General features: G+C 37.3%; 15 protein-coding genes and 1 riboswitch. Of the genes, 14 read left to right on the top strand and 1 reads right to left on the bottom strand.

From position 1 onward, the window contains the following. Window positions 1-108: 108 nt before the first annotated feature. The 6 genes from IGI46_RS20905 to tenA all read left to right on the top strand — a co-directional run bounded on the left by IGI46_RS20905 (window position 109) and on the right by tenA (window position 6,305). A complete protein-coding gene (locus IGI46_RS20905) occupies window positions 109-828 on the top strand; it encodes an ABC transporter ATP-binding protein (RefSeq protein ID WP_429965915.1) in 720 nt (239 codons plus the stop codon). 1 nt (window position 829) lies between these two features. Further along, a complete protein-coding gene (locus IGI46_RS20900; RefSeq protein WP_429965916.1) occupies window positions 830-1,546 on the top strand; it encodes an ABC transporter permease in 717 nt (238 codons plus the stop codon). Between the two features lie 137 nt (window positions 1,547-1,683). Continuing rightward, window positions 1,684-2,376 (top strand): winged helix-turn-helix domain-containing protein, encoded by a 693-nt coding sequence (locus IGI46_RS20895; RefSeq protein ID WP_429965917.1) that lies wholly within the window; start codon window positions 1,684-1,686, stop codon window positions 2,374-2,376. A gap of 71 nt (window positions 2,377-2,447) precedes the next feature. Beyond that, on the top strand, window positions 2,448-3,350 hold the full coding sequence (locus IGI46_RS20890) for an NAD(P)-dependent oxidoreductase (protein WP_429965918.1): 903 nt from the start codon (window positions 2,448-2,450) through the stop codon (window positions 3,348-3,350). 551 nt (window positions 3,351-3,901) lie between these two features. Then, a complete protein-coding gene (locus IGI46_RS20885; protein WP_207701765.1) occupies window positions 3,902-4,885 on the top strand; it encodes an ornithine cyclodeaminase family protein in 984 nt (327 codons plus the stop codon). 540 nt (window positions 4,886-5,425) lie between these two features. Next, window positions 5,426-5,516, top strand: a riboswitch (TPP riboswitch). Between the two features lie 138 nt (window positions 5,517-5,654). Beyond that, window positions 5,655-6,305, top strand: coding sequence for a thiaminase II (tenA, locus tag IGI46_RS20880; protein ID WP_429974182.1), 651 nt, complete (start codon window positions 5,655-5,657; stop codon window positions 6,303-6,305). Between the two features lie 70 nt (window positions 6,306-6,375). On the opposite strand, the gene IGI46_RS20875 is transcribed toward tenA, so the two are convergent. Next, a complete protein-coding gene (locus IGI46_RS20875; protein WP_429965920.1) occupies window positions 6,376-9,102 on the bottom strand; it encodes an NB-ARC domain-containing protein in 2,727 nt (908 codons plus the stop codon). Between the two features lie 385 nt (window positions 9,103-9,487). Here IGI46_RS20875 and IGI46_RS20870 point away from each other — a divergent pair, with 385 nt between their 5' ends. From IGI46_RS20870 to IGI46_RS20835, 8 genes are all read left to right on the top strand, one after another. Continuing rightward, on the top strand, window positions 9,488-12,133 hold the full coding sequence (locus tag IGI46_RS20870; RefSeq protein WP_429974181.1) for an LPXTG cell wall anchor domain-containing protein: 2,646 nt from the start codon (window positions 9,488-9,490) through the stop codon (window positions 12,131-12,133). A gap of 79 nt (window positions 12,134-12,212) precedes the next feature. Further along, window positions 12,213-14,333 carry a leucine-rich repeat protein gene (locus IGI46_RS20865; RefSeq protein WP_429974180.1) on the top strand — a complete coding sequence of 707 codons (2,121 nt, stop codon included), beginning with the start codon at window positions 12,213-12,215 and terminating at the stop codon, window positions 14,331-14,333. A gap of 426 nt (window positions 14,334-14,759) precedes the next feature. Further along, window positions 14,760-16,286, top strand: coding sequence for an ABC-F family ATP-binding cassette domain-containing protein (locus tag IGI46_RS20860; RefSeq protein ID WP_429965926.1), 1,527 nt, complete (start codon window positions 14,760-14,762; stop codon window positions 16,284-16,286). Between the two features lie 114 nt (window positions 16,287-16,400). Continuing rightward, window positions 16,401-17,255 (top strand): AraC family transcriptional regulator, encoded by an 855-nt coding sequence (locus IGI46_RS20855; protein WP_429965927.1) that lies wholly within the window; start codon window positions 16,401-16,403, stop codon window positions 17,253-17,255. Between the two features lie 146 nt (window positions 17,256-17,401). After that, window positions 17,402-18,835 (top strand): glycoside hydrolase family 1 protein, encoded by a 1,434-nt coding sequence (locus IGI46_RS20850; RefSeq protein WP_429965928.1) that lies wholly within the window; start codon window positions 17,402-17,404, stop codon window positions 18,833-18,835. Window positions 18,836-18,850: 15 nt separating this feature from the next. Continuing rightward, entirely contained in the window at window positions 18,851-20,266 is a 1,416-nt protein-coding gene (locus tag IGI46_RS20845; RefSeq protein WP_429965929.1) for a PTS transporter subunit EIIC, read from the top strand. 69 nt (window positions 20,267-20,335) lie between these two features. Beyond that, complete coding sequence (locus tag IGI46_RS20840) at window positions 20,336-22,456, top strand: glycoside hydrolase family 65 protein (RefSeq protein WP_429965930.1); 2,121 nt, start codon at window positions 20,336-20,338, stop codon at window positions 22,454-22,456. A 224-nt stretch (window positions 22,457-22,680) separates the two neighbouring features. Then, on the top strand, window positions 22,681-23,244 hold the full coding sequence (locus tag IGI46_RS20835; RefSeq protein ID WP_429965931.1) for a helix-turn-helix domain-containing protein: 564 nt from the start codon (window positions 22,681-22,683) through the stop codon (window positions 23,242-23,244). Window positions 23,245-23,325: the final 81 nt, after the last annotated feature.

Below are 23,325 nucleotides of genomic sequence, written 5' to 3'. Positions count from 1 at the left end.
CTTCTTTTACTCTATCAAATAATTTTACAAAAGGCTACCCTACACTAAGCCACCAAGGTTGTTTTTCCAGCTATACTAAGAATTCATTTAGTGATTGGAGGCTAAAATATGACAAATCAGGCAATTATTGTAAAAAATCTCAACAAAAAGTTCGGAGATCAAACAGCAGTGAATCAGCTCAGCTTCACGGTAAAAAAAGGCAGTATTTTTGGTTTGCTAGGACATAATGGAGCAGGGAAATCGACTACGATTGATTGTATTCTAGGTACGAAAAGCTGTCAGGCAGAGGAGATTCTATTGTTAGGAAAGGATCCCCGCAAGCAAAGAAAAGCATTGTTTCAGCGAGTAGGCGTACAGTTTCAGGAGTCCGCTTTTCAAGGACAATTAAAGGTAAAGGAGATTTGTGAAATCACTCATTCCTTATATCAGCAGCCAATTAATTGGGAAAAGGGGCTGCTGGAATTTGGATTAGAAACTAAGAAGAATGCTTTTCTTCAAACCTTATCTGGTGGGGAAAAGCAGAAATTATGTATTCTGCTGGCAGCAATGGGAAATCCAGAAATTATTTTCTTGGATGAGTTGACGACGGGATTGGACCCGATGGCTAGGCGCGAAGTTTGGCGTTATCTTAAGCTTTTACAAGAACGAGGGGTAACGATTTTTTTGACTTCGCATTACATGGATGAGGTAGAAATTCTTTGCGACGAAATTCTAGTAATCAAGGCTGGCCAGGAAATTGAACGCGGAACGGTGGCTGAGGTGGTTGCTCGCAGCGGTCAAAAGAGTATGGATGAAGCATTTATCAAATTAATTGGAGAGGAGCGATAAAATGAAAACTTTTTGGTTATTGTATAAATCTGAAGCGAAGTTATCCATTCGCGAAATGTCCTCAGTAATTTTTGGCGTATGTGTTCCTGTGGGAATTGTAGTGCTAATGGCTTTTATGGAAAATAGCAATGAGGCTCTAAATCGAATCTTTGCCTCGGTATCTACTGTCGGTATCTGTTCTGCAGGTGTTATGGGACTGCCGTTAGCTCTGTCTTCTTATCGAGAACGCAAAATTTTAAAAAGGTATCAGGTAACCCCGATAAGTCCGATTCAACTGCTTTTAGCTCATTTATTTTTTTGCTTTACACTCAGTTTGGTATCGATGCTTTTAATTTTTACCCTGCTTACGGTTGTTTTTAACTTTCATTATCAAGGCAGCTGGGCAGTATTTATTCCAGCATATTTATTAGTGATGCTGGCAGTTCATGCGATTGGTTTGATTATTGCCAGTCTTTCTCCCAGTGAAAAAGCAACAGGTGCAATTAATTCGGCCGTTTTCTTTCCCATGTTTTTTCTTTCAGGTGCCACAGTGCCCTTTGAGATTCTACCCAATGGTTTACAAAAAATTGCAGGTGTCTTGCCTTTAACTCAAGGAATAAAACTACTTAAAGCCATTACTTTTCAGGAGCAGGCACAAATTATGCCCATTGTGGCTTTGTTGATAATAATTACGTTAGCTGGAACAGCAATCGCTGTTCGTTTCTTCAAATGGGAATAAGCAACAGATTGCTATTAGAGCAGGAAAATTTTCCTGCTTTTTTATTTTGCCCAAAAAAGAGAAAATAGAAAAAGAAATTGGATAAAAATGCGTAATTTATATCAGGGTGCTTAACCCTAGGAAAGGAGAAAGAAGAAGTGAAAATTCTTGTACTGACAAACTGTATTTTTAGAGAAAAACTAATAGAGGAGCAGCTTCATTTGCTGGGTAATGAGGTGTTTATCAGTAAAGCACTGTTATCCGACTCACTGACTATGGTACGATTTTTTGACATAATTATTTTAAGCGACACGTTGCCAGTCGACCAACAATTGATTATTGCGAATAAAATGTTAAGCTTCCAGGTTCCAATTATGAAGATGACATCTGAGGAATCATTTGCTCCAACTGAAATTTTCAGAGGAGTACTTAATCCAGATTGTGACCTAGAAGATTTAGGAAACAGTCTTGCTGTTGTATCAAAATTGAAGAAGCCGATGTATCGAGAACGTCCGATAATTCAAGCTGGGAAGAATGAAGAAGAAGTTTTCTATTTACGTTTAAGCAAAAAGGAGAAAAAACTGCTGGATTGCTTAAGAGAAGCTAAAGGAGAAACGGTTTCTAAAAAGGATATTTCGCTGTATTTGTGGAATGGGGAGCCTACAGCATCTCGGATGTGTCATGTTTCAAATCTCATTAAGCATCTCCGTGATAAGTTGGAAAAGTATGAGCCTGATTGGTATAAAATTATAACGGTTTGGGGACAAGGCTACTATCTTAAGGACGCCCATGATTGGGATGAATCTGCAGAAAATAATACACAAGAAAATCTGCAGCAGGCAATTGTCTAATTGATTTAACTTCTGTTTGACTCTGCCCTCAGCTACGCGATATGATGTGATGGAGAGAAAGGGAGGATTTTATGCAAGAGACACAGTTTAAAAAAATGGTTGCGATTGAACCGACTAAGCTATTGCCTGAATGGGACGAGAAGTTGAAGGCATACGCCGAAGAAACGTTCTTCTATGAAGATATTCCAGAGGATGAGGCTGAAATTATTCGCCGAATCGGAGATGCTGATTGTGTTATGTTGAGTTTTACCAGCTTTATTAATCAAGCTGTTTTAGAAGCTTGTCCCAATATTCGCTACATTGGCATGTGCTGCAGTCTATATTCTCCAGAGAGTGCCAATGTTGATATTCTAACTGCTGAGAAAATGGGAATTGTGGTTACGGGGATTCGAGATTATGGTGACGAAGGGGTTCGGGAATATGTCATCAGCGAACTAGTTCGCTTGCTTCAAGGGCGAGGAGAGGCGATGTGGAAAAACGAACCGATGGAATTGACCGGTGTGAAGGTGGGCGTTATCGGTATGGGCACTGTGGGATCACTGGTATCTGAAGCACTCCACTTTTTCGGTGCGGATGTTTCGTATTACAGTCGTACCCGCAAACCTGAATTAGAAGAAAAATTGGCGATGTCTTACTATCCATTGAATGACTTATTAGCTCACGTGGATATCGTCATTACCGCTCTAAATAAAAATGTTGTCTTGCTGCAATCTGAACAATTCAAATTAATGGGCCCCGGCAAGATTCTGATGAATTTGTCAATTGCACCCTCTCATGATGTTGAAGCATTAGCTAACTGGCTCTACTTATCAGGGACCTATGCTTTTAGTGATACAACCAATGGAATTGGGGAGGCAGTTGTGGATCGGCCAAACGTTTTTGCTGGAGACCACAGTGCTGGATTAACCTCGATGGCAAAGGTTCGTTTAGCACAAAAAGTAATTAAGAACGTAGAGACATTTTTAACTAAATAACCAACTAGACCAGGTATCAATGGTAAGATACTTGGTCTTTTATTTATAGTTAAAATCTATAGAAAATCCGTATTTTATCAATAGTTTTCTGCAAAATAAAACTTTGGCGGCAATTCTCAGCATGCTATAATTAAAGAAACGCTTCAAGGAGGGTTAACCATGTTTAATCTTTCGCATGATGACAAACAACGAATTGCTGCACTAATCATTCTAGCCATTTCTTTTTTCTTTCCGTTCCCTTTTCTTGGAATTATTTCTGGTATTTATTTGTTGTGACAAAATTTGCCCGTTGGTTTTAAGATCGGTGCCGTTCTGATTATTTTGGAACAGCTTCTGATTTACATACCAGTTATTGCATATTTGACGATAACAAAGTAGAGGGAATTTAACTATTAGTGAATGATTAATATTATCTATATGTACTTAAAAAGGCTTAATACAGTTTGTTCTAGACTTTACTTAAATTGTTCAATTTTATCTTACATTAAGTTGCTCAAATGAATGGAACCATGAGGTGATTCACCTCATTAATATAACAAGGAGTGAAAAGTATGTTGTTTTTAACAAAGGAAGATATCATCAAAACCTTCACCATGAAGGATGCAGTAGAAGCAGATAAGCAAGCTTTGATGATCTTTTCTAAAGGAGAGACCAATGCGCCGCTGCGGACTAATGTGGATATTCGTGAAGAAAATGGCGTGAGTTCTTATATGCCAGCCTATATTGGTGGGGAACAACCAGCGTTGGGTGTTAAAATAGTATCGACTTATTTGCACAATATCGAACGAGGATTACCTAGTGTAACAGGTACGATGATTGTGATGGACCCTAAAACGGGTATGGTAAATGCTATGGTGGATGGCACTTATTTGACTCAGTTACGCACTGGAGCTGTACAAGGTGTAGCGACAGATATTCTTGCCAGAAAAGATGCTAAAATTGGCGCCTTAATCGGAACGGGTGGTCAGGCTGAGAAGCAATTGGAAGCAATGATGGCTGCACGCCCTTTGGAAGAAGTCCGAATCTTTGATATAGATCAAAATCGGGCAGAAGCTTTTGCTAAGGCTCGTCAAGAAGGTTGTACAGTTCGGTTAATTCCAACAAAAACGAGTCGTGAATGCGTAGAAGGTGCGGATATCATCACAACTGCAACTCCTTCCAATGAACCAACCTTCGAATCTGCTTGGGTTAAGGATGGTGCACACATCAATGGAATCGGCTCCTTCACTCCAAGTATGTTTGAAATTCCTAAAGAATTAATCAAACGAGCAGATCGAGTAATTTTTGATACAACGGAAGGCGTGCTTAATGCAGCAGGAGATTTTATTACTCCGCTGAAAGAAGAGTATATTCCGAAAGAAAAGTATTCGGGTGAATTAGGACAAATCTTGCTAGGCGAGGTAGAAGGACGAACTTCTGATCAAGAAATTACCATCTTCAAATCAGTTGGTACTGCTGTTCTAGATTTAGTAGTAGCGGGGCAGATTGTTGAGAAGGCTCGTGAGAAAGGCTTAGGCACTGAAATTCCTGACTAATAGGGAAGACAAGTTTCCACATGGGAGCTTGTCTTTTTTAGTCATGCTTGTTTACCGCAAAAAAAGAAAAGAAGTTAGCCGTTAATTTAAGCCATAAAAACAACCGTTTTGGACATAACTAACTATATTTTTTCAATTGGGATTAGACTAGGTACAAGAAGAAGTTCAGGAGGAATTGTGATGTTGTTAGGGGTAATAACAGGATGGTCGTTATTTTTGCTAATAGATCGACTTTTATAAAGGTTTACTTTAATTAGTACGTAGTGAATACCTCTATAAACAGCATTAAAAGTTTACCGCAAATAAAAATTCAAAATGAATGATACCTATAAAAGCAAGCTTTCAGAAGAAAAAATGACTGCTGCGACTCAATAATCACTGATGATAAAAACCGTGTTCACTAATTGTTGGTTTTCAATGCACCTATTAATTTTACGGGGATTAGCCCATTATTGGACATAGATGGAAACTTTTTAAATAAAATGGCTAAACCTATGATCGTTTTTCATTAAGGGATATGCTATACTTTTATTAATCGAATAAGAACACTAGGGGTGCTTTTGAAGCTGAGATTATACCCATTGAACCTGAAACAGCTAGTACTGACGCAGGGAATTGTGTAACATTTTTTAGACAGAATTTTATTACACCCGATCATTTTTTTTGTGATCGGGTTTTATTTTGTCATCCTTCACCAGCAGTCTCCTTAGTGCACTTACTTTGAGGAGGGTGCTTTTTTAGATCCAAAATAAGAATATGGAGGGTATAAATGTTTACAGAAATCGCACGTAAAGAGGCAGCATCTTACTGGGAAGGAAGCTTTGTTCATCCCTTTGTTCAAGCAATTGGAGACGGGACTTTATCACCAGAGATTTTTCGTTTCTATTTGTTGCAGGATCGTTATTATTTAGAACACTTCAGCAAACTTTATGAATTAATCGCCGATCAAGCAGACGATCAAGAGGTAATTGCTCTATTGAGAGAGAATGGGGAAAATCTTCGTTTAGGAGAAATTGCGGTTCGGGAAGATTTTTTTGACGAACTTAAAATTACTGACAAAGAAATTGCTGGAATACCAATCGCACCAACGGCTTACCACTATGTTTCTCACATGTATCGTCAGTTGATTGACGGGACGCCTAACGCAGCCTTTGCTGGAATGCTGCCATGTGCTTGGTTGTATCAGGAAATTGGAGTCCGGCTAATTCAATCAGGTTCACCAAATCCATTGTACCAGCGCTGGATTGAAACCTATTCAGGTGAAGAAGCAGCCCAAGGAATATTGAAAGAGCGGGCGGTTTTGGACCGATTGTATGAAGCGAGTGGGAAAGATGAACAACAGCAAATGATTGATGCTTTTGTGATTAGTAGTAAAATGGAATATGATTTTTGGGAAATGGCGATGAATCAAGAAGGATAGACTATTTAAGCAGATAAAACAGATTCCGTTATGTGTCAAGTAGTGTACATAACGGGATCTGTTTGTTTTTTTAATTGTCTAATTTTGATAACTCTTCGTGAACCTCAGCAATCAAATCACTGTTAAGAATACTATCGCGATTATCCTCACCATCATGAAGAAAGATAGATATTTCGAGAGATTCATTCAAATAATTGAGTGCATTTTCTAAAAGCGATCTATCCTTTGTCTGTTGAAAAAGAAAATGTTCTAAGTAAAGTGTTCCTAAAAAACGAGCAGTAATCATTAGTGAACGGTTCTTACTTAAATCTGGTCTGGGCTTTATAAGGCGATATGCATAAGTTACATAATATATCGCTGCTTTAAAATTTTGTTTTCTTCTAAAGTAACTAGCAAAATTTTCAATAGACCAAGCACTCCGAACCGAATTTTTTCCGTATCGTTCAATTGCTGTCTTATAGGAATACTTTAAGTGCTTTTTTGCTTTTTTCAAAAGCTTGTCATTTTTAAACTGATCATATTGATTGAGATAAGTTAAGCCTAAATCATTATGACAAGAGCGCAATTTATAAGAATCATCGGTCAAAAATTCTTCACCTAAAGCTAGATATTTAATTCTTATTGACAAAGATTTGCCAAGACATATACGATCATTAAGATGTTTATGTTTACTGCTATAAATGTCACCTTGCTGCTCATAATTTCTAAAAAGAGCATACTGCCATTCTTTCTTATTTTCAATTAGTCCTTGTTTGATTACTGATTTAATCTGCCTCTCGATTTCTTCTAAAATGGCTAGAGCATCATCAAAATCTCCTCTTTTACTTAAAGAGTTTGCATATTTTTGTTTAATACGAATATACAATAATGGTTTCCTATCACAAATTTGTTCAGCGTTAATCGCTGTTTGTTTACGCAATTCTAACACTTTGGACATTTTACCTCGTACATCATAAATTCCTAAAAAAGTATCATTATAAATGTGTTGGCAGATGACTTTTTCGATCTGATGCTCCATTGAATTATCTGGATAAAATTTCTGCTGCAATTCTAACAGTTCTTCAGTATAGGATTGACATTCTTTAGCAAAAGTATTGAAGTGAATGCAACAGGATAAGTATTGTTTGATTAGTTGATAACGTTCAATAGATGTTTCCTGATATTTAGAAACGATAACCGAAAGAGTGGTGAGGTTTTGAAAAATATTGGTCCGCTCGATACCGTCATGAGGGAAATTCATGTAAGTTATAACATTCTGAATGAAAGGTCTACAGTCAATAGACTGACGAATTTCCTCATCTAAACTTAGAGCACTTTGAACCAAAAAATGACATTTAAATTTTCGGTTGCCGTGTTTTGCTAGTTTATCTTTTTCCATCATTAGCCAACCTTGTTCGTAAAGATTAGTAAATATTGATTTCAGTGGTATTGATTTTAAATCTTCTGTATCCGACATCCATTTGACTAAATCATCTTCAAGAATTGGATTATCTGGCGTCATAGTGAAGTACCCCAACACGCGTCTTTCAAGTACGTCCAAATTACTATTATCAAACAAATTTAAAATGATGTTTCGAAGCTTTCTGTGCGTATATTCATCTTCAACAAGTATTGATGAGTTTAAGATTTCGTCCGGCAAAAAAGCTGCGTGTTTCTGTTGAGTAATAGTTTTTTCCAAATCAGAAATCTGAGATCCACTACGGCGGCCGAGTTTTGCCAATAGTTCTATTAAATACGTATGTGAATCAATCTCTAAAAATATTTTTTTTAGCCTATTTTCCTCTTCTTGAGAGAGTTGCTTGTCAGTAGAAGTCTTAAAATAATGATATTTGAAAAGCTTCAGGCAATCTTCTTCAGATAAGGGAAATAACTCGATGATTTTTCTATGTTTATTTTCATCAAGTATTACACGCGTTGTAGCGAGAACTTTCCAACCAATTTCTATTAATGGTTTTAATCTTTCTAAAGATTTCAGCTGTGATACTTTACTAATATTATCGATGATCAATAATACATAATTATCATAGTGTTTCATTTTGTCAGCAAAATTGTATAAAGCAGTGACCAAATGTTTTGTGAGGCTTTCATCGGTATTAAGATGTTTCACTAGATTAGGCTCTAACTCGTTAAGAAGATCATAAACAATATTCACTGAACTGGTGGGAATACTGATTAAGATGGGTTCTCTTTTAGTTACTTCACATGCATACTTGTAAACAGTGATTGTTTTTCCCAAACCTGCTACAGAATAGATATGAATGGGCTGTGTATGTTCTTCTATCATTTGCTCAATCTCGAGACATTCTTTTTCTCTACCAATAATCACACGTTCTTCCATGAGTTTAGGTGAAAGGTGAGCGGGAAATTTAAGTTTCTCTTTGTCTTTAGGTCGGTAGCAATACCATTGAGAAACCGACTTTTGACGACTAGCAAGTAGTTCTTCACAAAATGGAATGATTCTTTCACAAATATTTTCGTTACGTTCAATATAGGCTACTCCATTAGATTCACTTGTGACACCGACAGCTCGCAATGATTTATTGAAATCCTCTAACCAATTTTTTAGCCCATCATCTAGTTTTATGTCTTCAGCTTTGCAAATTACTTTGATTCTATCTAGCAGGAGTTTTAAAGTTTGTTCTGACGGAATATGTTCACGTCTGCGATAGCTATTTATTGATGATTTTGATACTCCAAATTTTTTGTTGGTAATATCGGTTGTAGCAGGAACTAATAATAAAATATTTGTTGTAATAACCTCTCTGATCTCACGTAACTCTTTTTCAGTTGTTCCCATCAAATCCAACTCCCTCCCTGCCTAAAAGAAAAATGCACTTCTAACTTCTATTTTAAATCAAAAATTAAAAAAACAGAATAACATTTTAAATCTTGGTCAAATTGATTAGTTATAGTCTAATGAGAAAATTAATTGCTAGATAGATCTCAAAAATTAAGCCATATCAGTCTTTTCAGCTATTGGCCAAATTGGTCCTAAAGTTGGTTAAGGTTGGTCGACAATTGATTGTTGGAGGATGATAAAATAAATTAAATTATTGGCAATTTTTATTGTTGTTAAAATGAAGCATGGTAACAAATGGTGGTAAATAGGGTAAAGAACACTCGAATGACCAAATGGTTAAACACTGTTGAAACAAAAATGAAGTACTAAAAAGGAGTTAGAAATGAAAAATACACGAATGATGCGTTATCATGAAAAAAAGTTAATACAAAACAAACGAGGCAAATACTTCTATCAAGTAACCACAGTTGTTACCTTACTTTGTCCGATGGTATTAGGATCAGTAGGGGTACTGGCTGAAGAAACTGTCCCAGCAGCAAAAGCAACTACTGATACAGTAAATTTTGTGGACGGTACGTTGCCAAGTGCAAATCCAAGTTCACTTGAGACATTGGATTCACAAACACTAACGGAATCGGAAGAATCAGAAATGGTGACTGTTCCAGAAAATACTAATTCTGAAAGGGAAGAAATCAATGAGGGCGTTTCAGAAACAGCAACTAGTAAAACGGAAGACTTAAAACCAGTTGAGGAGGTTACTGGAATGCAATCGACTATACAAATTCAAAAAAGCGGATTTGATGACGATGAAGAAACAGAAGAAGCTCCAGTAAAGGCTGGTATGGTGAATATAAATTTACAATGTACCGACAACAAAAACAATGTTTTATCTAGGGAAACAATCCAAGTATCATTGAATGAGTCAAAAATTATTACTGCACCGGAAATAGTGGGATATGCAGTGGCTGATACATTACCCCCTATTGGTGATGATTATTCTATGGTAACAACTAATCATCACGATAAAACGTATACCGTAACTCCCTCTGGAGCAGGAGCAAACAAAACGATTAATCTTCAATTCAGATATCGTAAAATTGTATTAAAGGATTATATTGCTACACTCCATACGAGTGAGATAACCCCCTTTTTAAATTCTGATGGGGAAAACTATAACTTTAATATATATGATGAAGAAGATTGGCATGTAGGCTTTATTACTTGTACATTTCCAGAGGAGGATTCCGATGAGTTCTTTTGGTCTGCTTGGGATCTTGATTACGATTATTCTGTAGGAGGAAACGGCGGACGAAGTGGAGAACCACTTGTTTATGAAATAGGCGAAGCAAAATACAACATCACACTAATTGTTGATCAACGGGCTCCGATTACTTATTCGACGATCTCTTTTGCAGTTGAGGGAAATGGACTGTTGTCAGATGCTAATCCAATTGAAAGAAAAACAGGCTACTATTTATCTTACGATGAATTACCTGGGGTTACTCCAGCTGCAGGACATCGGTTTGTTGGATGGCGAAAAGAAAACCAAGAGTGGCTTGCTGGTTACGGAATGGAAATACATCAAGATATAACCTTAACAGCTGTTTTTGAAGCAGGTGAATTAGATTGGTCTAGGTATGATGCTTCTCTTGCAGGTTATGAAGCATATGTTCAATTAAAAGATATTTATGATCATTTCTATTGGTGGGATGACTGGAATGCATGGAATGACATTTATCAAAATTATTTGAGTATTCGAAATCGTACAGATATCTCTCAGAAAGAAATAGATTTTTTATCACAACCTTTAGGGGGAATGCACCTGAATTTTGTTGACCATTACTTTATGTATGGAGAAAAAATACAACATCGTATCAAAGAGATTTTTGATTCACTGCAAGACATTTATCAAGATACAACTAGCTATACTAGTGCCTCCAAACAGTTGTTTGATCAAGAATACTTGAAGACAAAAACACTATTAGAACAAGAAATAAGAGATCATGGTGTCTATGAAAGGGAATTATTCACAGCTTATCAAAGTATGGTGGATGCTCGCAGAAAATTGGTAAGAAATGATGGCACCAAAAACTTATTCAGCATAAATCTGGTTCCTTATCCAGGGCTGTCATTTGACGGAGAGCTTGCACCATTTTCGAATTTTATGATTCAGCATAGTTATTCTGATGGTTCGTATGAAAATCTCTATCTCAATAAAAATGATTACGTCATTACTACTGGAAATGATCAGGATGTAATTACCGAAGAGGGTATTATCTTTAAAGGTGTAGGTCGTCGAGATATTGAAATCACTTATCAAGGGTATAAAACAGGCAGCGGCTATTCAGTTCTTGAAAGAGAAAAACCAGCAGAAGATTTTTCAAAAGCAAAAGAAGCGATGAATCAGTTTAATGGACTGAAGGAAGCCGATTATACACCAGAATCATGGAAGAAGATGCAGCAAATCCTTGCAGATCAAGCAATTGGTGAAACGCCTGTCAATGAATTTTTGCAAGCGATAATTGATGGAACTTATCCAGAGGAAGTTAGTCAATCATGGCTAGACTGGCTGACTGAAACACTACAGACAGCAATGAGTGAACTAGTCAAAAAAGACGACAGTGGTAATAATGGAAATAGCGGTAATAATGGTTCTGGAAACAACAACGGATCAAATAATGGAAACAACTCAGGAGCAGGTAATAATGGCGGAACCAATAACAATGCAGGCAACGCTAACAATAATGGAACAAAAGATAAAGATACTAATTCTGATAACAAAAATACAGATGATGGCGGTCAGAATAATTCAGCACCAAAAAATACTGACAAAGAATCAAATAATGGAAAAGTAAAAACTGTAAATGTAGATAAATACAGTCAGGTTAATACACAAGGAGCAACGGAAACTAAAGGACTTCCTCAGACGGGGGAAGAAGGATCTTTCGTATTAACGTTGATGGGTATTTCAACCCTTGGTGTAGTTTTGACAGGGATGTTTTTGAAGAGTCGGAAGAAATTTGATTAATAGTAAAAATGTGAGCTCTCTTTGGTTTCAAAGAGAGTCCATTTTACTTTTAGTGATTATTAAAAGGAGTGAACGCAGAATGAAAAAGATGTTTAAGTGGATAGTATTTTTGTTGGTATCAATTGTGGCAATTTTTACTCTGTCATCAGAGGTAGAGGCAGCCACCGACGACATGTATCGTCTCTACAATCCAAATAGTGGAGAACATTTCTACACAAAGAATGGTGCAGAACGAGACATGTTAAAAAAAGTTGGCTGGAAAGACGAAGGTATCGGCTGGTATGCACCAACCAAAGGCGATCCAGTGTATCGACTGTACAATCCCAATGCTGGGGATCATCACTATACTTTAAATGGAAATGAAAAAGATATGTTGGTAAAAGTTGGTTGGCGTTACGAAGGTGTGGGCTGGTTCTCAGATACAAGGAAAACAATTAAACTTTATCGTGCCTATAATCCGAATGCAAAAGCAGGTAGCCACAACTATACAGTCAATGGTGCAGAACAAGATATGCTTATACGAGCTGGTTGGAAGGATGAAGGGTTAGCTTGGTATGGGACTCATCGTGGAAGTGGGGATGAAAAGCCTGCCGCAGCTGTGAAGAAAACGGATTTGCAGAATTTGTACAACAAGTACAAAGGTACAGCTAAAGGAACTTATACTTCTGCAACTTGGAATACATTCCAATCTGCTTTAAAAAATGCGAAATCTACAATTGATAATAAAAAGGCAACCCAAAAACAAGTAGACGATGCTAAGTCAGCTTTGCAAAAGGCGTTTTGCAGTTTGAAAGAGACTGCTAAACCAGAAACACAAAAATTTACTGTTACAGTAAAATACGTAGATACTGAAAATAGAGAAATTCAAAAATCTTTGGTTACTCAAGTGGAGAAAGGAAACAGCTATACGGCTGCTGCACCAGAAATAGAAGAATATTTTGTACTTGAAAGTGCAAGTCAAACCATTAGCAATGTGAACAAAAATAGCACGATAATTTTTGTTTATGAGAAACAGTATATTCCGATTCCGAATTATGAGATTACTATCAAATATCAAGATCTTGATGGCAATGACATTCAGAATATAACAACTGAATTTCCTAAAGAAGGAAGCAATTTTACTGCTACAGCCCCTAACATTGACGGATATGATATTACTGGAGATAGACAACTAGTTATTTCCAATGTAAAACAGAATCAAACAATAGTATTTAGATACACTGAAAATTATTTGTCTTATTCTTTTGAAGGTGATGTTGCGACAGTAACAGGTTTTACAGCTGGAAGTAAACACTCTGAAGTGATTATTCCAAGTAAAACAGAAAGAGATGGACGTACGTATTCGGTTGAACATGTGGGAAACGATGCCTTTAATGAAATTGAATTGGACAAAGTAGTTTTTTCTGAAGGACTCGTTTCGATTGGTGATAGAGCCTTTCGAGCATGTAGAAATTTGAGGTCTGTTAAATTTCCGGCTAGTCTGGAAACAATCGGCGAATGGTCATTTACGGATGACTATATAAGTGAAGTCACTATTCCAGAGGGGGTTATTTCTATAGGAGATGGAGCCTTCGATTATAATTCAATAACCTCCCTTGAGCTGCCCGATACTGTTACTAGTATGGGAGAATTTGCTTTTGGAAAGAATCTGATTACTGAACTAAAAATACCTAAAGATATCAAAGTAATTGAGCAAGGAGCATTCTATGCGAACTCAATAGCAAAACTTGAACTGCCGGAAGGATTGCTATCTATAGAAGATGGGGCCTTTTCAGATAACTATCTGGAAGAGATTTCTCTTCCAAGCACTTTAACGTTCTTAGGGGATCAAGCATTTACTGAAAATAAACTAAATGCGCTAACTATCCCTGATAAGATTGAGACTGTAGGGTGGCATGCATTTAGTGATAATTTGTTAACAGAGGTTGTCCTTTCAAGTCAGCTAACGAGTATTGGTGATTACGCATTTGAAAACAATCAATTAACGACTGTTAAAATACCTGGAAAGGTTACTTCTATCGGTCAATATGCCTTTAGTCAAAATAAACTAGAAACAGTGCTGTTTTCACCAAGTGTTAGCTTTATTGGCTATGGAGCATTTGAAAAGAATCATTTATCGGAGGTATCTATCCCAAATCCTTTAGTGGAAGTGAACTTTAATAGTTTTGATGAGAATGTTTTAGTAAAGATTGGCAATTAGTAATCTGATTAATCATACTATAGTTAATAGAATCAACTATAACTCTACTATGAAGGCTCGCTAAGTATATATACTTTAGTTTTACAGAAACTTTTTTCATCTTTTTGACACATTCCTTTTAACATGTTATGATTCTTGGCGAAAGAGGGAACATCGGATGATATACGATTATTATTTTAGATTTACAAGAAAATCAGCTCTTAACAAATGGATACGATGAAGCATTGTTAGGGGCATACAATAAAGGTTGAGACTTCATCGAAAATGCCCGGAGTAGGCAGGTTTATTTGTCTTGCTTAGGTGTTTTCGATTTGGAAAAAGACGTTGTAGCTGCAGACAATTGCTGTTGTCTGCGGTTTTTTTGTTTAAAATCGCTGATGTTTACCTATACTAGAATGAAACAGTAAATAAGGAGATAGAAAAGTTATGATGAATTTAGTAGATATTACCCAACAGTTTGGCGACAAGCTGCTGTATGAAAAAATTAATGCACAGATTAATAAAGGCGAGCATGTTGGCCTAATTGGGCGGAATGGTGCTGGGAAAAGTACCTTGATCAAGATTATTACGGGTGAAATTTTGCCAGATGAAGGACAAATTGTTGTTTCGCCTAAATTTCATGTCGGCTATTTAGACCAATATGTTAATGTGGATGAAACGTTAACGATTCAAGAATTTCTGCAAACGGCTTTCGCCGAGGATATTGCTAAGGAAGCAGAAATTATCAAGTTGTACGAAGACTATGCCACTGATATGAATGATAAGCTGTTGGAACGTGCCGGCAAGCTGCAAAATGAACTAGACCAGGGCGAGTTTTATCAAATGAATACCTTGATTGATGAATTGGCAACCGGACTTGGAATTAACATTCTTGGTATGGATAGTCGCTTGAAAAACTTGAGTGGTGGTCAGCGTTCGAAAATTCTTTTGGCTAAATTGTTGCTAGAAAAACCAGATCTGTTGATACTGGATGAACCGACGAACCATTTGGATGATGATCATGTGCAATGGTTGACGGACTTCTTGAAGGATTTTCCGGGAACGTTCTTGGTTGTTTCTCACGATCAAGATTTCTTAAACGCTGTAACTACGCATATTATGGATATAGAGTTTGGTCAGTTGACGAAATATACCGGGAATTTGGAAAAAGCATCGAAGCAAAAGGAATTGCGGGCGGAGACGTACATGCGTCAATATGAAGCACAGCAAACCCATATCAAGAAAACGGAAGAATATATTCGGAAATACAAAGCAGGTTCTCGTTCAACTATGGCGAAAAGCCGTGAAAAGCAATTGGCGAAGGTAGAACGTCTAACACCACCATCGGACGCACCAACTCCTAATATCGTATTTGAACCAGTACCATTAGTGACGACCTTGGCTTTAGAAACTGATGAATTGTTAGTCGGTTATGAGAAACCATTATTAGCACCATTACAATTAACCATCCGTTATGGCGAAAAAGTTGCTTTGCGTGGTTTTAATGGCATTGGTAAATCAACATTGATCAAAACGTTGATCGGTGAGATTCCAGCGTTGGGCGGCAGCTTCCATTTTCCTAACCATACGAAAATCAATTATTTTTCTCAGGAATTAGCTTGGGAAAATCCTTTGGAAACTCCTTTCCAATATTTGAGCAATCGTTATCCAAAGGCCAATAACAAAGAACTGCGTCGTCAGTTATCTCGTTCAGGCTTAAGCAGCCAACTAGCTCAACAAAGCTTGAAAACCCTTAGTGGTGGGGAACAAACCAAAGTAAAGCTGGCTGATATGACGATGATTAAGAGTAATTTTTTAATTCTCGATGAACCAACAAACCACATAGATCAGGCAACCAAAGAAAATCTACAGCTGGCTTTAGAAAAATTCCCAGGCACTGTGGTAGTCGTTTCCCACGAAAATGGTTTTTACGAAGATTTTGTTGATCGCGTAATTGTTTTAGGTGAAGAATAGCATATGAAATGGAAGGACGGTCATTATTACTTGATCGTCCTTTTTGATTTGAAGTCAAAAAAGAACATTTACTTTCTATGATTTATCCGTCAGAATGAAACCGAGGTGAGGAATATGGCAATTTATTTGGAAATGCCGGAGCTAGACAAAGATTTTCCTTTTCGAACATTGATCAATGATGGCAATATTTTAACCACGCCTCATTGGCACCGTGAGGTTGAATTAATTTATGTAACCAAAGGAACGATTTCTTTGGGAATTGATGATATCCCTTACAAATTATCAGAAGGGGAGATTGCTTTTATTAGTGGTGGATTGATTCACTACGTTTTAGCCTCACCAGGCAGTGAACGATTGGTTTATCAGTTTGATCTTTCTTATTTTGCATCGTTAAATAAAGAAAATCTTGATTTGCAGAAATTGTTTTCCGAATTAGTTCCAGTTAGTCTTTATTGGAAACAACAGCAGGAAGAGATTATTCGACAATTGTTGAAGTCGGTTCAATTAGAAATGGACACTCAGCAGACTGGGTATCAATTTGTAGTGAAGGCAGCCATTTTTCAGCTGATCAGCTTGTTGATTCGTGATATTCCAAAACAAACCAAACAATCGAAGAAGATGAACAAACTGGCTACGAAGGATGTTCTGGAAAAGCTGGACAAAATTTTTCGTTATGTTGAAGACTATTACCAAGAAGATATCACCTTGCGAAACATTGCAGATGTTTCCGGCTATAGTACATTTTACTTTACCAAATTCTTTAAGCGAAATACTGGGAAAACCTTTTTGACCTTTTTAAATGACTATCGAATTGATAAAGCTAAGTGGCTGTTGATCAACAGTGATTATTCTGTTTCAGAAATTATTACTCGGACTGGTTTTGAAAGTGACAAAACTTTTTACCGGCTATTTAAAAAATCAATGGACATTGCTCCTTTGGAATATCGTAATCGAATGAAGATTGACTAAGGCAATTACCGAGAAAGGTAGTTGCCTTTCGACAATTTTTGAGAATAAATGAACAAAATTAGGGGAATGAAAATAAATTTTGCTGACTATAATAAAAGTATAGAGAGTTTTGAAAACGGATACTTTATAAAGGAGAGTAACGAGGTATGGAAAAAGAATCTGGGTTTTTGTGGGGAGGAGCAGTATCAGCTGCTCAATGTGAAGGGAATTATTTAGCAGAGGGAAGGTTGCCATCAAACTTTGATTATCTACCTTTGGATGAGCGTAGACTGAAAGCAGTATATAAGAATCAGGAGTCTTCACTTCTTGAGACTCAGGGGAGTGAGGTTTATCCAGGACGCTTTGGCAATGATTTTTTTAATCGGTACCAATCGGACATTAAACTGCTTAGCGAGTTAGGAGTGAACAGCTTTCGCTTTTCTATTTCCTGGTCAAGAATTTTTCCGACAGGTGAGGAACAGGAGCCAAATGAAGCTGGGTTGGCCTTCTATGATCGGCTGCTGACGGAGTTGGAAAATTATCAGATTGAACCAATTGTAACGCTTTCCCATTTTGAATTACCTGTGCATTTGGTAAAAAAATACAATGGCTGGGGAAATCGGAAGGTTGTGGATTTATTTGTTCATTATGCTGAGACAGTCATGACAGCCTTTAAAGGGAGAATTACTCGTTGGATTCCTTTTAATGAAATGAACATGGTCCTGCACATCCCATATATTGGTGGCGGTATTTTGTTCGAAGAAGGTAAGGACAATTTGTCTACTCAATATCAGGCGGGACATCATCAGCTTCTAGCCAATGCTTTAACCATCAAGGCAGGTAGAAAAATTGATACTAAAATGCAGTTTGGTGCTATGCTGGCTGCTGGAAAAACCTATGCATATACTTGTGATCCAAAAGATGTATTTGCAGCACTGCAGCAGGAAAGAGAAAATCTGTTGTTTTCAGATGTTCAAGTTTTCGGCGAATATCCTAGATTCTTTTCTACGTATTGTAAGCAGCATAATCTTTCTCTGGAAATCAGTGAAGCAGACCAAGAAATTTTACGAGAAAATACAGTAGATTTTGTTTCATTCAGCTACTATTCCAGTGCTTGTACAGCCGCCGAAGAAACAGGCATTGATCGAGTTGCAACGAACGGGGACACCACCCTGAGAAATCCATATCTGCCAAAAAGTAAAAGTGTTTGGCAGGATGATCCTTTGGGATTGCGAATTACCTTGAATCAGCTGCATGATCGCTACCGAAAACCGTTGTTTATTGTTGAGAACGGAATCGGAACCCAAGATGAATTTTCTGAAGGCAAAGTTCACGATGATTATCGAATTCATTATTTGAAGGAGCATGTAAAAAGTCTAGTGCTTGCTGTTGAAGAAGATGGCATCGATGTAATCGGCTATTTAATGTGGGGAATCATCGATTTGCCAAGTGTTAGTGAGGGGAAAATCAGTAAACGTTATGGCGTTATCTATGTAGATCAAGATGATGTAAATAATGGCAGCCACGAACGATACAAAAAGGACAGCTTCTATTTTTATCAACAAGTGATTGCGACGGATGGAAAGTATGCATTTGAATAGAGAGGGGTAAATAAAATGAGAAAGTATGAAGAATTATCAAGAGAGATTATCCGAAGTCTTGGGGGAAAGGATAATATAAATTTTGCGGTGCACTGTGCTACACGATTACGTTTCAACCTGAAAAATTCGGAACTAGTTCAGGAAGAACAATTAAGGAACATTGAGGGAGTGGTTGGAGTTAATCCGACAACAACTCAATTACAGGTAATTATTGGCAGTCATGTAGGGGAAGTGTTTGCTGAGGTTATTCGTCAGGGGATTACCAATGGAGATAGTGAAGAGAACGCAACAACCGCTGCGACTTCTTCAAAGGAAGCAAGCATTTTCAGTAAAGTAGTGGATACGATTACCGGTTGTATGACACCGATGATTCCTGCACTAACCGCTGCAGGGATGATTAAGGTTATTCTGTCCTTATCAACGACTTTTAATTGGATGTCCAACGAATCTAGCACGTATCGAGTATTAGATTTTATAGGTGACGGTGCGTTTTACTTTATGCCTATTTTACTAGCCGTGTTCGCAGCAAATAAATTCAAAGTCAACACCTCAATTGCAATTATTGTTGTAGGCGTTTTCCTGCATCCTAATTTTAGTTCTTGGGTTGCTTCAGGAGATCCGATTTCATTTCTAGGGATGCCGATTCAAGGGGTCATTTATGCGGCATCAGTGATTCCTGCATTGTTAACAATTTGGATAATGTCCTATATCGAACGGGCTGTTGATAGAGTAACGCCTAAATCGTTAAAGATTTTACTGAACCCTACGTTAGTTCTGTTAATCACTGCACCACTAGCTTTAATTGTGATTGGACCTTTAGGCAATTATGCTGGTCAAGGTTTAGCTTGGGTAATCAATCTGCTGCAAGGACAGCTGGGCTTCATAATGGTTGCTTTATTAGCAGCAGCCATGCCGTTTATCGTTATGACAGGGATGCACCATGCGCTGACGCCGATTTTTGTTGCTTCGTTTGCCGCAACTGGTACTGAATCGTTGATTTTAGTCGCTCAAATTTGTGCGAATTTGGCCCAAGGAGGGGCTACCTTAGCAGTAGCTGTGAAATCGAAACAAAAGAATGTAAAATCGATTGCAACGGCCGCTGGAATTTCGGCGATCATGGGAATTACCGAACCAGCTCTTTATGGGATCACTATGAAATTCAAAAAACCATTAATTGCAGCTTGTATTAGTGCGGGAATTTCAGGCTGTTTTGCTGGATTGATGCATGTAACGTTGTATGTACCTCAAAATAGCTTAATGGCGATTTTAGGTTTTTCTGGTGAAAAAGGGACCTCTAACGTAATTGCCGGGTTGGTTATGATGGCAATGTCAGTAGTTTTATCCTTTGTCTTGACTTTGATTCTTCAAAAAGAGGAAACTGGTGAAGCAGCCACCACGGAAAGTACGGAGAACTTAGCGGCAAATACTTAATAAATGGGAATTGTAGGACAGATCGTATGGGTCTGTTCTACAATTTTTTATAGGAAAGAGGAACTAAAGATGAAAATTTTTCTAAATGAGTACGATCAAGAAACGTTAGAAAAAGCAGAAAGCTTGTTTTTTAACGGAAACGGTTCAATTGGTCTGAGAGGGAATTTAGAAGAAGCTTATTACGAGCAATTTGCTACCAACCGTGAAACATATATGAATGGTTTTTATGAAACCAAGGACATTCATTATCCAGAAAAAATGTTTGGTTTTACTCCCACTGGTGAGACGATGATCAGTGTTATCGATGGTCAAACAACTTTAATAACTATTGGCGGAGAGCCGTTTTCGATTGAACGAGGAGAAGTTAGTCAATCAGTTCGTTACTTGGATATGGAAAAAGGCTTGACCGTACGTGAGTTGCTTTGGAGCTCACCAAAAGGTTTGAAAACCAAAATCAAAATTTCTCGTTTAGCCTCCTTTATTCATAAAAATCTGTTTTCAATGAAAATTGATTTTGATCGACTGAATCATAATGAGCCGATAGAACTGACCACACATCTGAATTTCTATCCAATTCGGACTATCGACAAAAATGATCCTAGAATGAGTCATGATTTTCAAACAATTCAAATTGGAAAGATCGATTTAGCTGAAAGAACCTGTCGTTTCAGAACAAAACAATCACATCTGACAGCGGAATTAAAATGGTCAATTACTGGCAAGCTGGAACAAACCATCGAAGCAGAAAGAATCACTGTATTTTCGTCTTTAGAAGGTAACAGTTATCAAAAGAACTTAAGTTACAAGTTTCGTACCGACAATCATAGTGGGATTGAAAAAAGCTTCGACGAGCTGGCTGCTTTACAGGAAGATTATCTAAAAGAATTTTGGCGGACAGCCAAGGTTGAGATTGATAGCCAGGAAAAGTTGGAAGAAAGTGTAAACTATAGCACCTTTGCTTTGCTGCAGTCATTAGGAACTGATGGAAAAAGTAGTATCGCTGCCAAGGGATTAAGTGGAAGTGGTTATGAAGGGCATGTTTTCTGGGATGCCGAGATGTACGTTTTCCCGGTATTTCTGCATTTGAAGCCTAAACTGGCCAAGGCCTTGCTTGAATTTCGTTACCATACTTTAGGAAAAGCCAAAGAAAATCGAGAACTTTACGGCTATCGAACAGGGGCACTTTATCCATGGCGAACTATTTCAGGCACAGAGTCCTCGCCTTTTTTTGAAGGCGGTTCTGCCCAGCATCACATCAATGCTGATATTGCCTATGCTTTTATCAGTTATTATCGCTACACAGATGATTTATCGTTTATGATCGATTGTGGATTTGAGGTGATGGTTGAGACAGCTCGTATTTTTGCTGAAATTGGTTATATAAAGAATCATCAATTCCATATTGATAAAATTACTGGACCGGATGAATATACAGTTTTGGTTAATGACAATTACTATACCAACAAGTTAGTCGCCTATCAATTTGAATGGATTGCAAGACTAAGAAAGATTATTCAAAAGAGTGATCCAGGTGCCTGGCAAGAGTTGGCTAAAAAGCTTTCCCTCGAGGAAGAAGAAATAAGTGATTTTCAAATTTTTGCGGAAATAATGGCTTTGCCTTATGAAAAAGAGCTGGGCATCATAGCTCAGGATCGAGACTTTTTGAACAAAAGTAAATGGCCGTATTCACCAGAGGAAACCCACTATCCGCTTTTATTAAACTACCATCCTCTAACTATTTATCGTTATCAAATAGCAAAGCAAGCAGATGCTGTACTAGCCTTAATGCTGTTTCAAGATCAGTTTGACCAAGAAACGATTCGGAAGAGTGTTGCTTATTATGATCATGTAACGACCCATGATTCTTCGTTGTCTTACTCGATTTTTTCAACTGTTTATAGTCGGTTAGGTAGTACTAAGAAGGGCTATCAATATTTGTTAGAAAATGCTCGAACTGACTTAGACAATAGTCATAAGAATACTAAAGATGGGATTCACACGGCTTCAATGGGTGGTACTTTTATGGCGTTGGTTTATGGTTTTTGTAATTTGCAAATAATAAATGACCAACTAGTTTTGGACCCCAATTTACCGAAAGAAATACGGTCGATTTGTTTTGTGACGCAATTCAAAGATCAATCATATCGAATTTTTGTGGACCACCATGTATATGAAATTACATCGCTCTGAGCTGATTTTGTAAGATGAATCAATGATTATATTAAGACAACCCATTTGACAGGTTGTCTTTTTTATTAAGGTCTTACCAGTAAAAGGGTCATTTACTTTTACTACAACCGTCAGAATAAATAGAAGATGTCAACGCTTTTTGACATAAAAAAGGCAATTGCAAACGAGAATTGCTAGCTAATGCAGGATTTTGCTTTTATGATTGTAGGAGAGGGGGGATAGGAATGATTGGAGAGATATTGAAAGACCAGAGAAAGATATTGAATATGACCCAACAGCAGGTTGCCGATCAGCTTCATATTTCAAGACAAACGATATCCAACTGGGAAACTGGCAAAAGCCTGCCAGATGTTTCTATGTTACTTGAAATTAGTGTGCTTTTTGACCTCTCTTTGGACTATTTAATAAAAGGAGATCCACAGCTGATGAAAAAAATCAAAGAGGATACGACTCTGAATCAAATGATTTCAAAGGGGATTTTTTTACTGATTATTTGTTTAACAGCCTCGCTATTTTCTGTACTGTCACTTCCTTTAAAGGGATTACAAATGAATAATGGAATGATCGTGTTCTCTGCAGATGTCTTGCTGCAATTAGCTGCTGTGGTTGTGGTAATTTGGATGATTATTATTTATACCAAAAATTTTTATGAAAAAGTCGATAACCACATCCAAAAATCAATTCATCGAATTATTCAAGTATTCTTAGTAGTTTCATTGGGTGTCACTAGTGGCTGTGTTGTTTTGACGGTATTAAATTATATGGGGATCATTCGTTTTCTACTGTAAAGCTGCAGAACAAACAGACTCTAAAAGGTTCTAGAGGGAACTTTTTTCTGCTGAACAATTTGTAACGGAGGAAAATAGAGT

Origin of the sequence: Enterococcus sp. AZ163 (genome assembly GCF_050498925.1) — a bacterium.
GTDB classification, from domain to species: Bacteria; Bacillota; Bacilli; order Lactobacillales; family Enterococcaceae; genus Enterococcus_A; species Enterococcus_A ferrettii.
This window is presented reverse-complemented; position numbering and strand designations above follow the sequence as displayed.

What these genes read in the sequence shown, in the direction of transcription:
- IGI46_RS20905 (WP_429965915.1), top strand. Translation starts at nt 109, where the DNA reads ATGACAAATCAGGCAATTATTGTAAAAAATCTCAACAAAAAGTTCGGA.
- IGI46_RS20900 (WP_429965916.1), top strand. Translation starts at nt 830, where the DNA reads ATGAAAACTTTTTGGTTATTGTATAAATCTGAAGCGAAGTTATCCATT.
- IGI46_RS20890 (WP_429965918.1), top strand. Translation starts at nt 2,448, where the DNA reads ATGCAAGAGACACAGTTTAAAAAAATGGTTGCGATTGAACCGACTAAG.
- IGI46_RS20885 (WP_207701765.1), top strand. Translation starts at nt 3,902, where the DNA reads ATGTTGTTTTTAACAAAGGAAGATATCATCAAAACCTTCACCATGAAG.
- tenA (WP_429974182.1), top strand. Translation starts at nt 5,655, where the DNA reads ATGTTTACAGAAATCGCACGTAAAGAGGCAGCATCTTACTGGGAAGGA.
- IGI46_RS20875 (WP_429965920.1), bottom strand. Translation starts at nt 9,102, where the DNA reads ATGGGAACAACTGAAAAAGAGTTACGTGAGATCAGAGAGGTTATTACA.
- IGI46_RS20870 (WP_429974181.1), top strand. Translation starts at nt 9,488, where the DNA reads ATGAAAAATACACGAATGATGCGTTATCATGAAAAAAAGTTAATACAA.
- IGI46_RS20865 (WP_429974180.1), top strand. Translation starts at nt 12,213, where the DNA reads ATGAAAAAGATGTTTAAGTGGATAGTATTTTTGTTGGTATCAATTGTG.
- IGI46_RS20860 (WP_429965926.1), top strand. Translation starts at nt 14,760, where the DNA reads ATGATGAATTTAGTAGATATTACCCAACAGTTTGGCGACAAGCTGCTG.
- IGI46_RS20855 (WP_429965927.1), top strand. Translation starts at nt 16,401, where the DNA reads ATGGCAATTTATTTGGAAATGCCGGAGCTAGACAAAGATTTTCCTTTT.
- IGI46_RS20850 (WP_429965928.1), top strand. Translation starts at nt 17,402, where the DNA reads ATGGAAAAAGAATCTGGGTTTTTGTGGGGAGGAGCAGTATCAGCTGCT.
- IGI46_RS20845 (WP_429965929.1), top strand. Translation starts at nt 18,851, where the DNA reads ATGAGAAAGTATGAAGAATTATCAAGAGAGATTATCCGAAGTCTTGGG.
- IGI46_RS20840 (WP_429965930.1), top strand. Translation starts at nt 20,336, where the DNA reads ATGAAAATTTTTCTAAATGAGTACGATCAAGAAACGTTAGAAAAAGCA.
- IGI46_RS20835 (WP_429965931.1), top strand. Translation starts at nt 22,681, where the DNA reads ATGATTGGAGAGATATTGAAAGACCAGAGAAAGATATTGAATATGACC.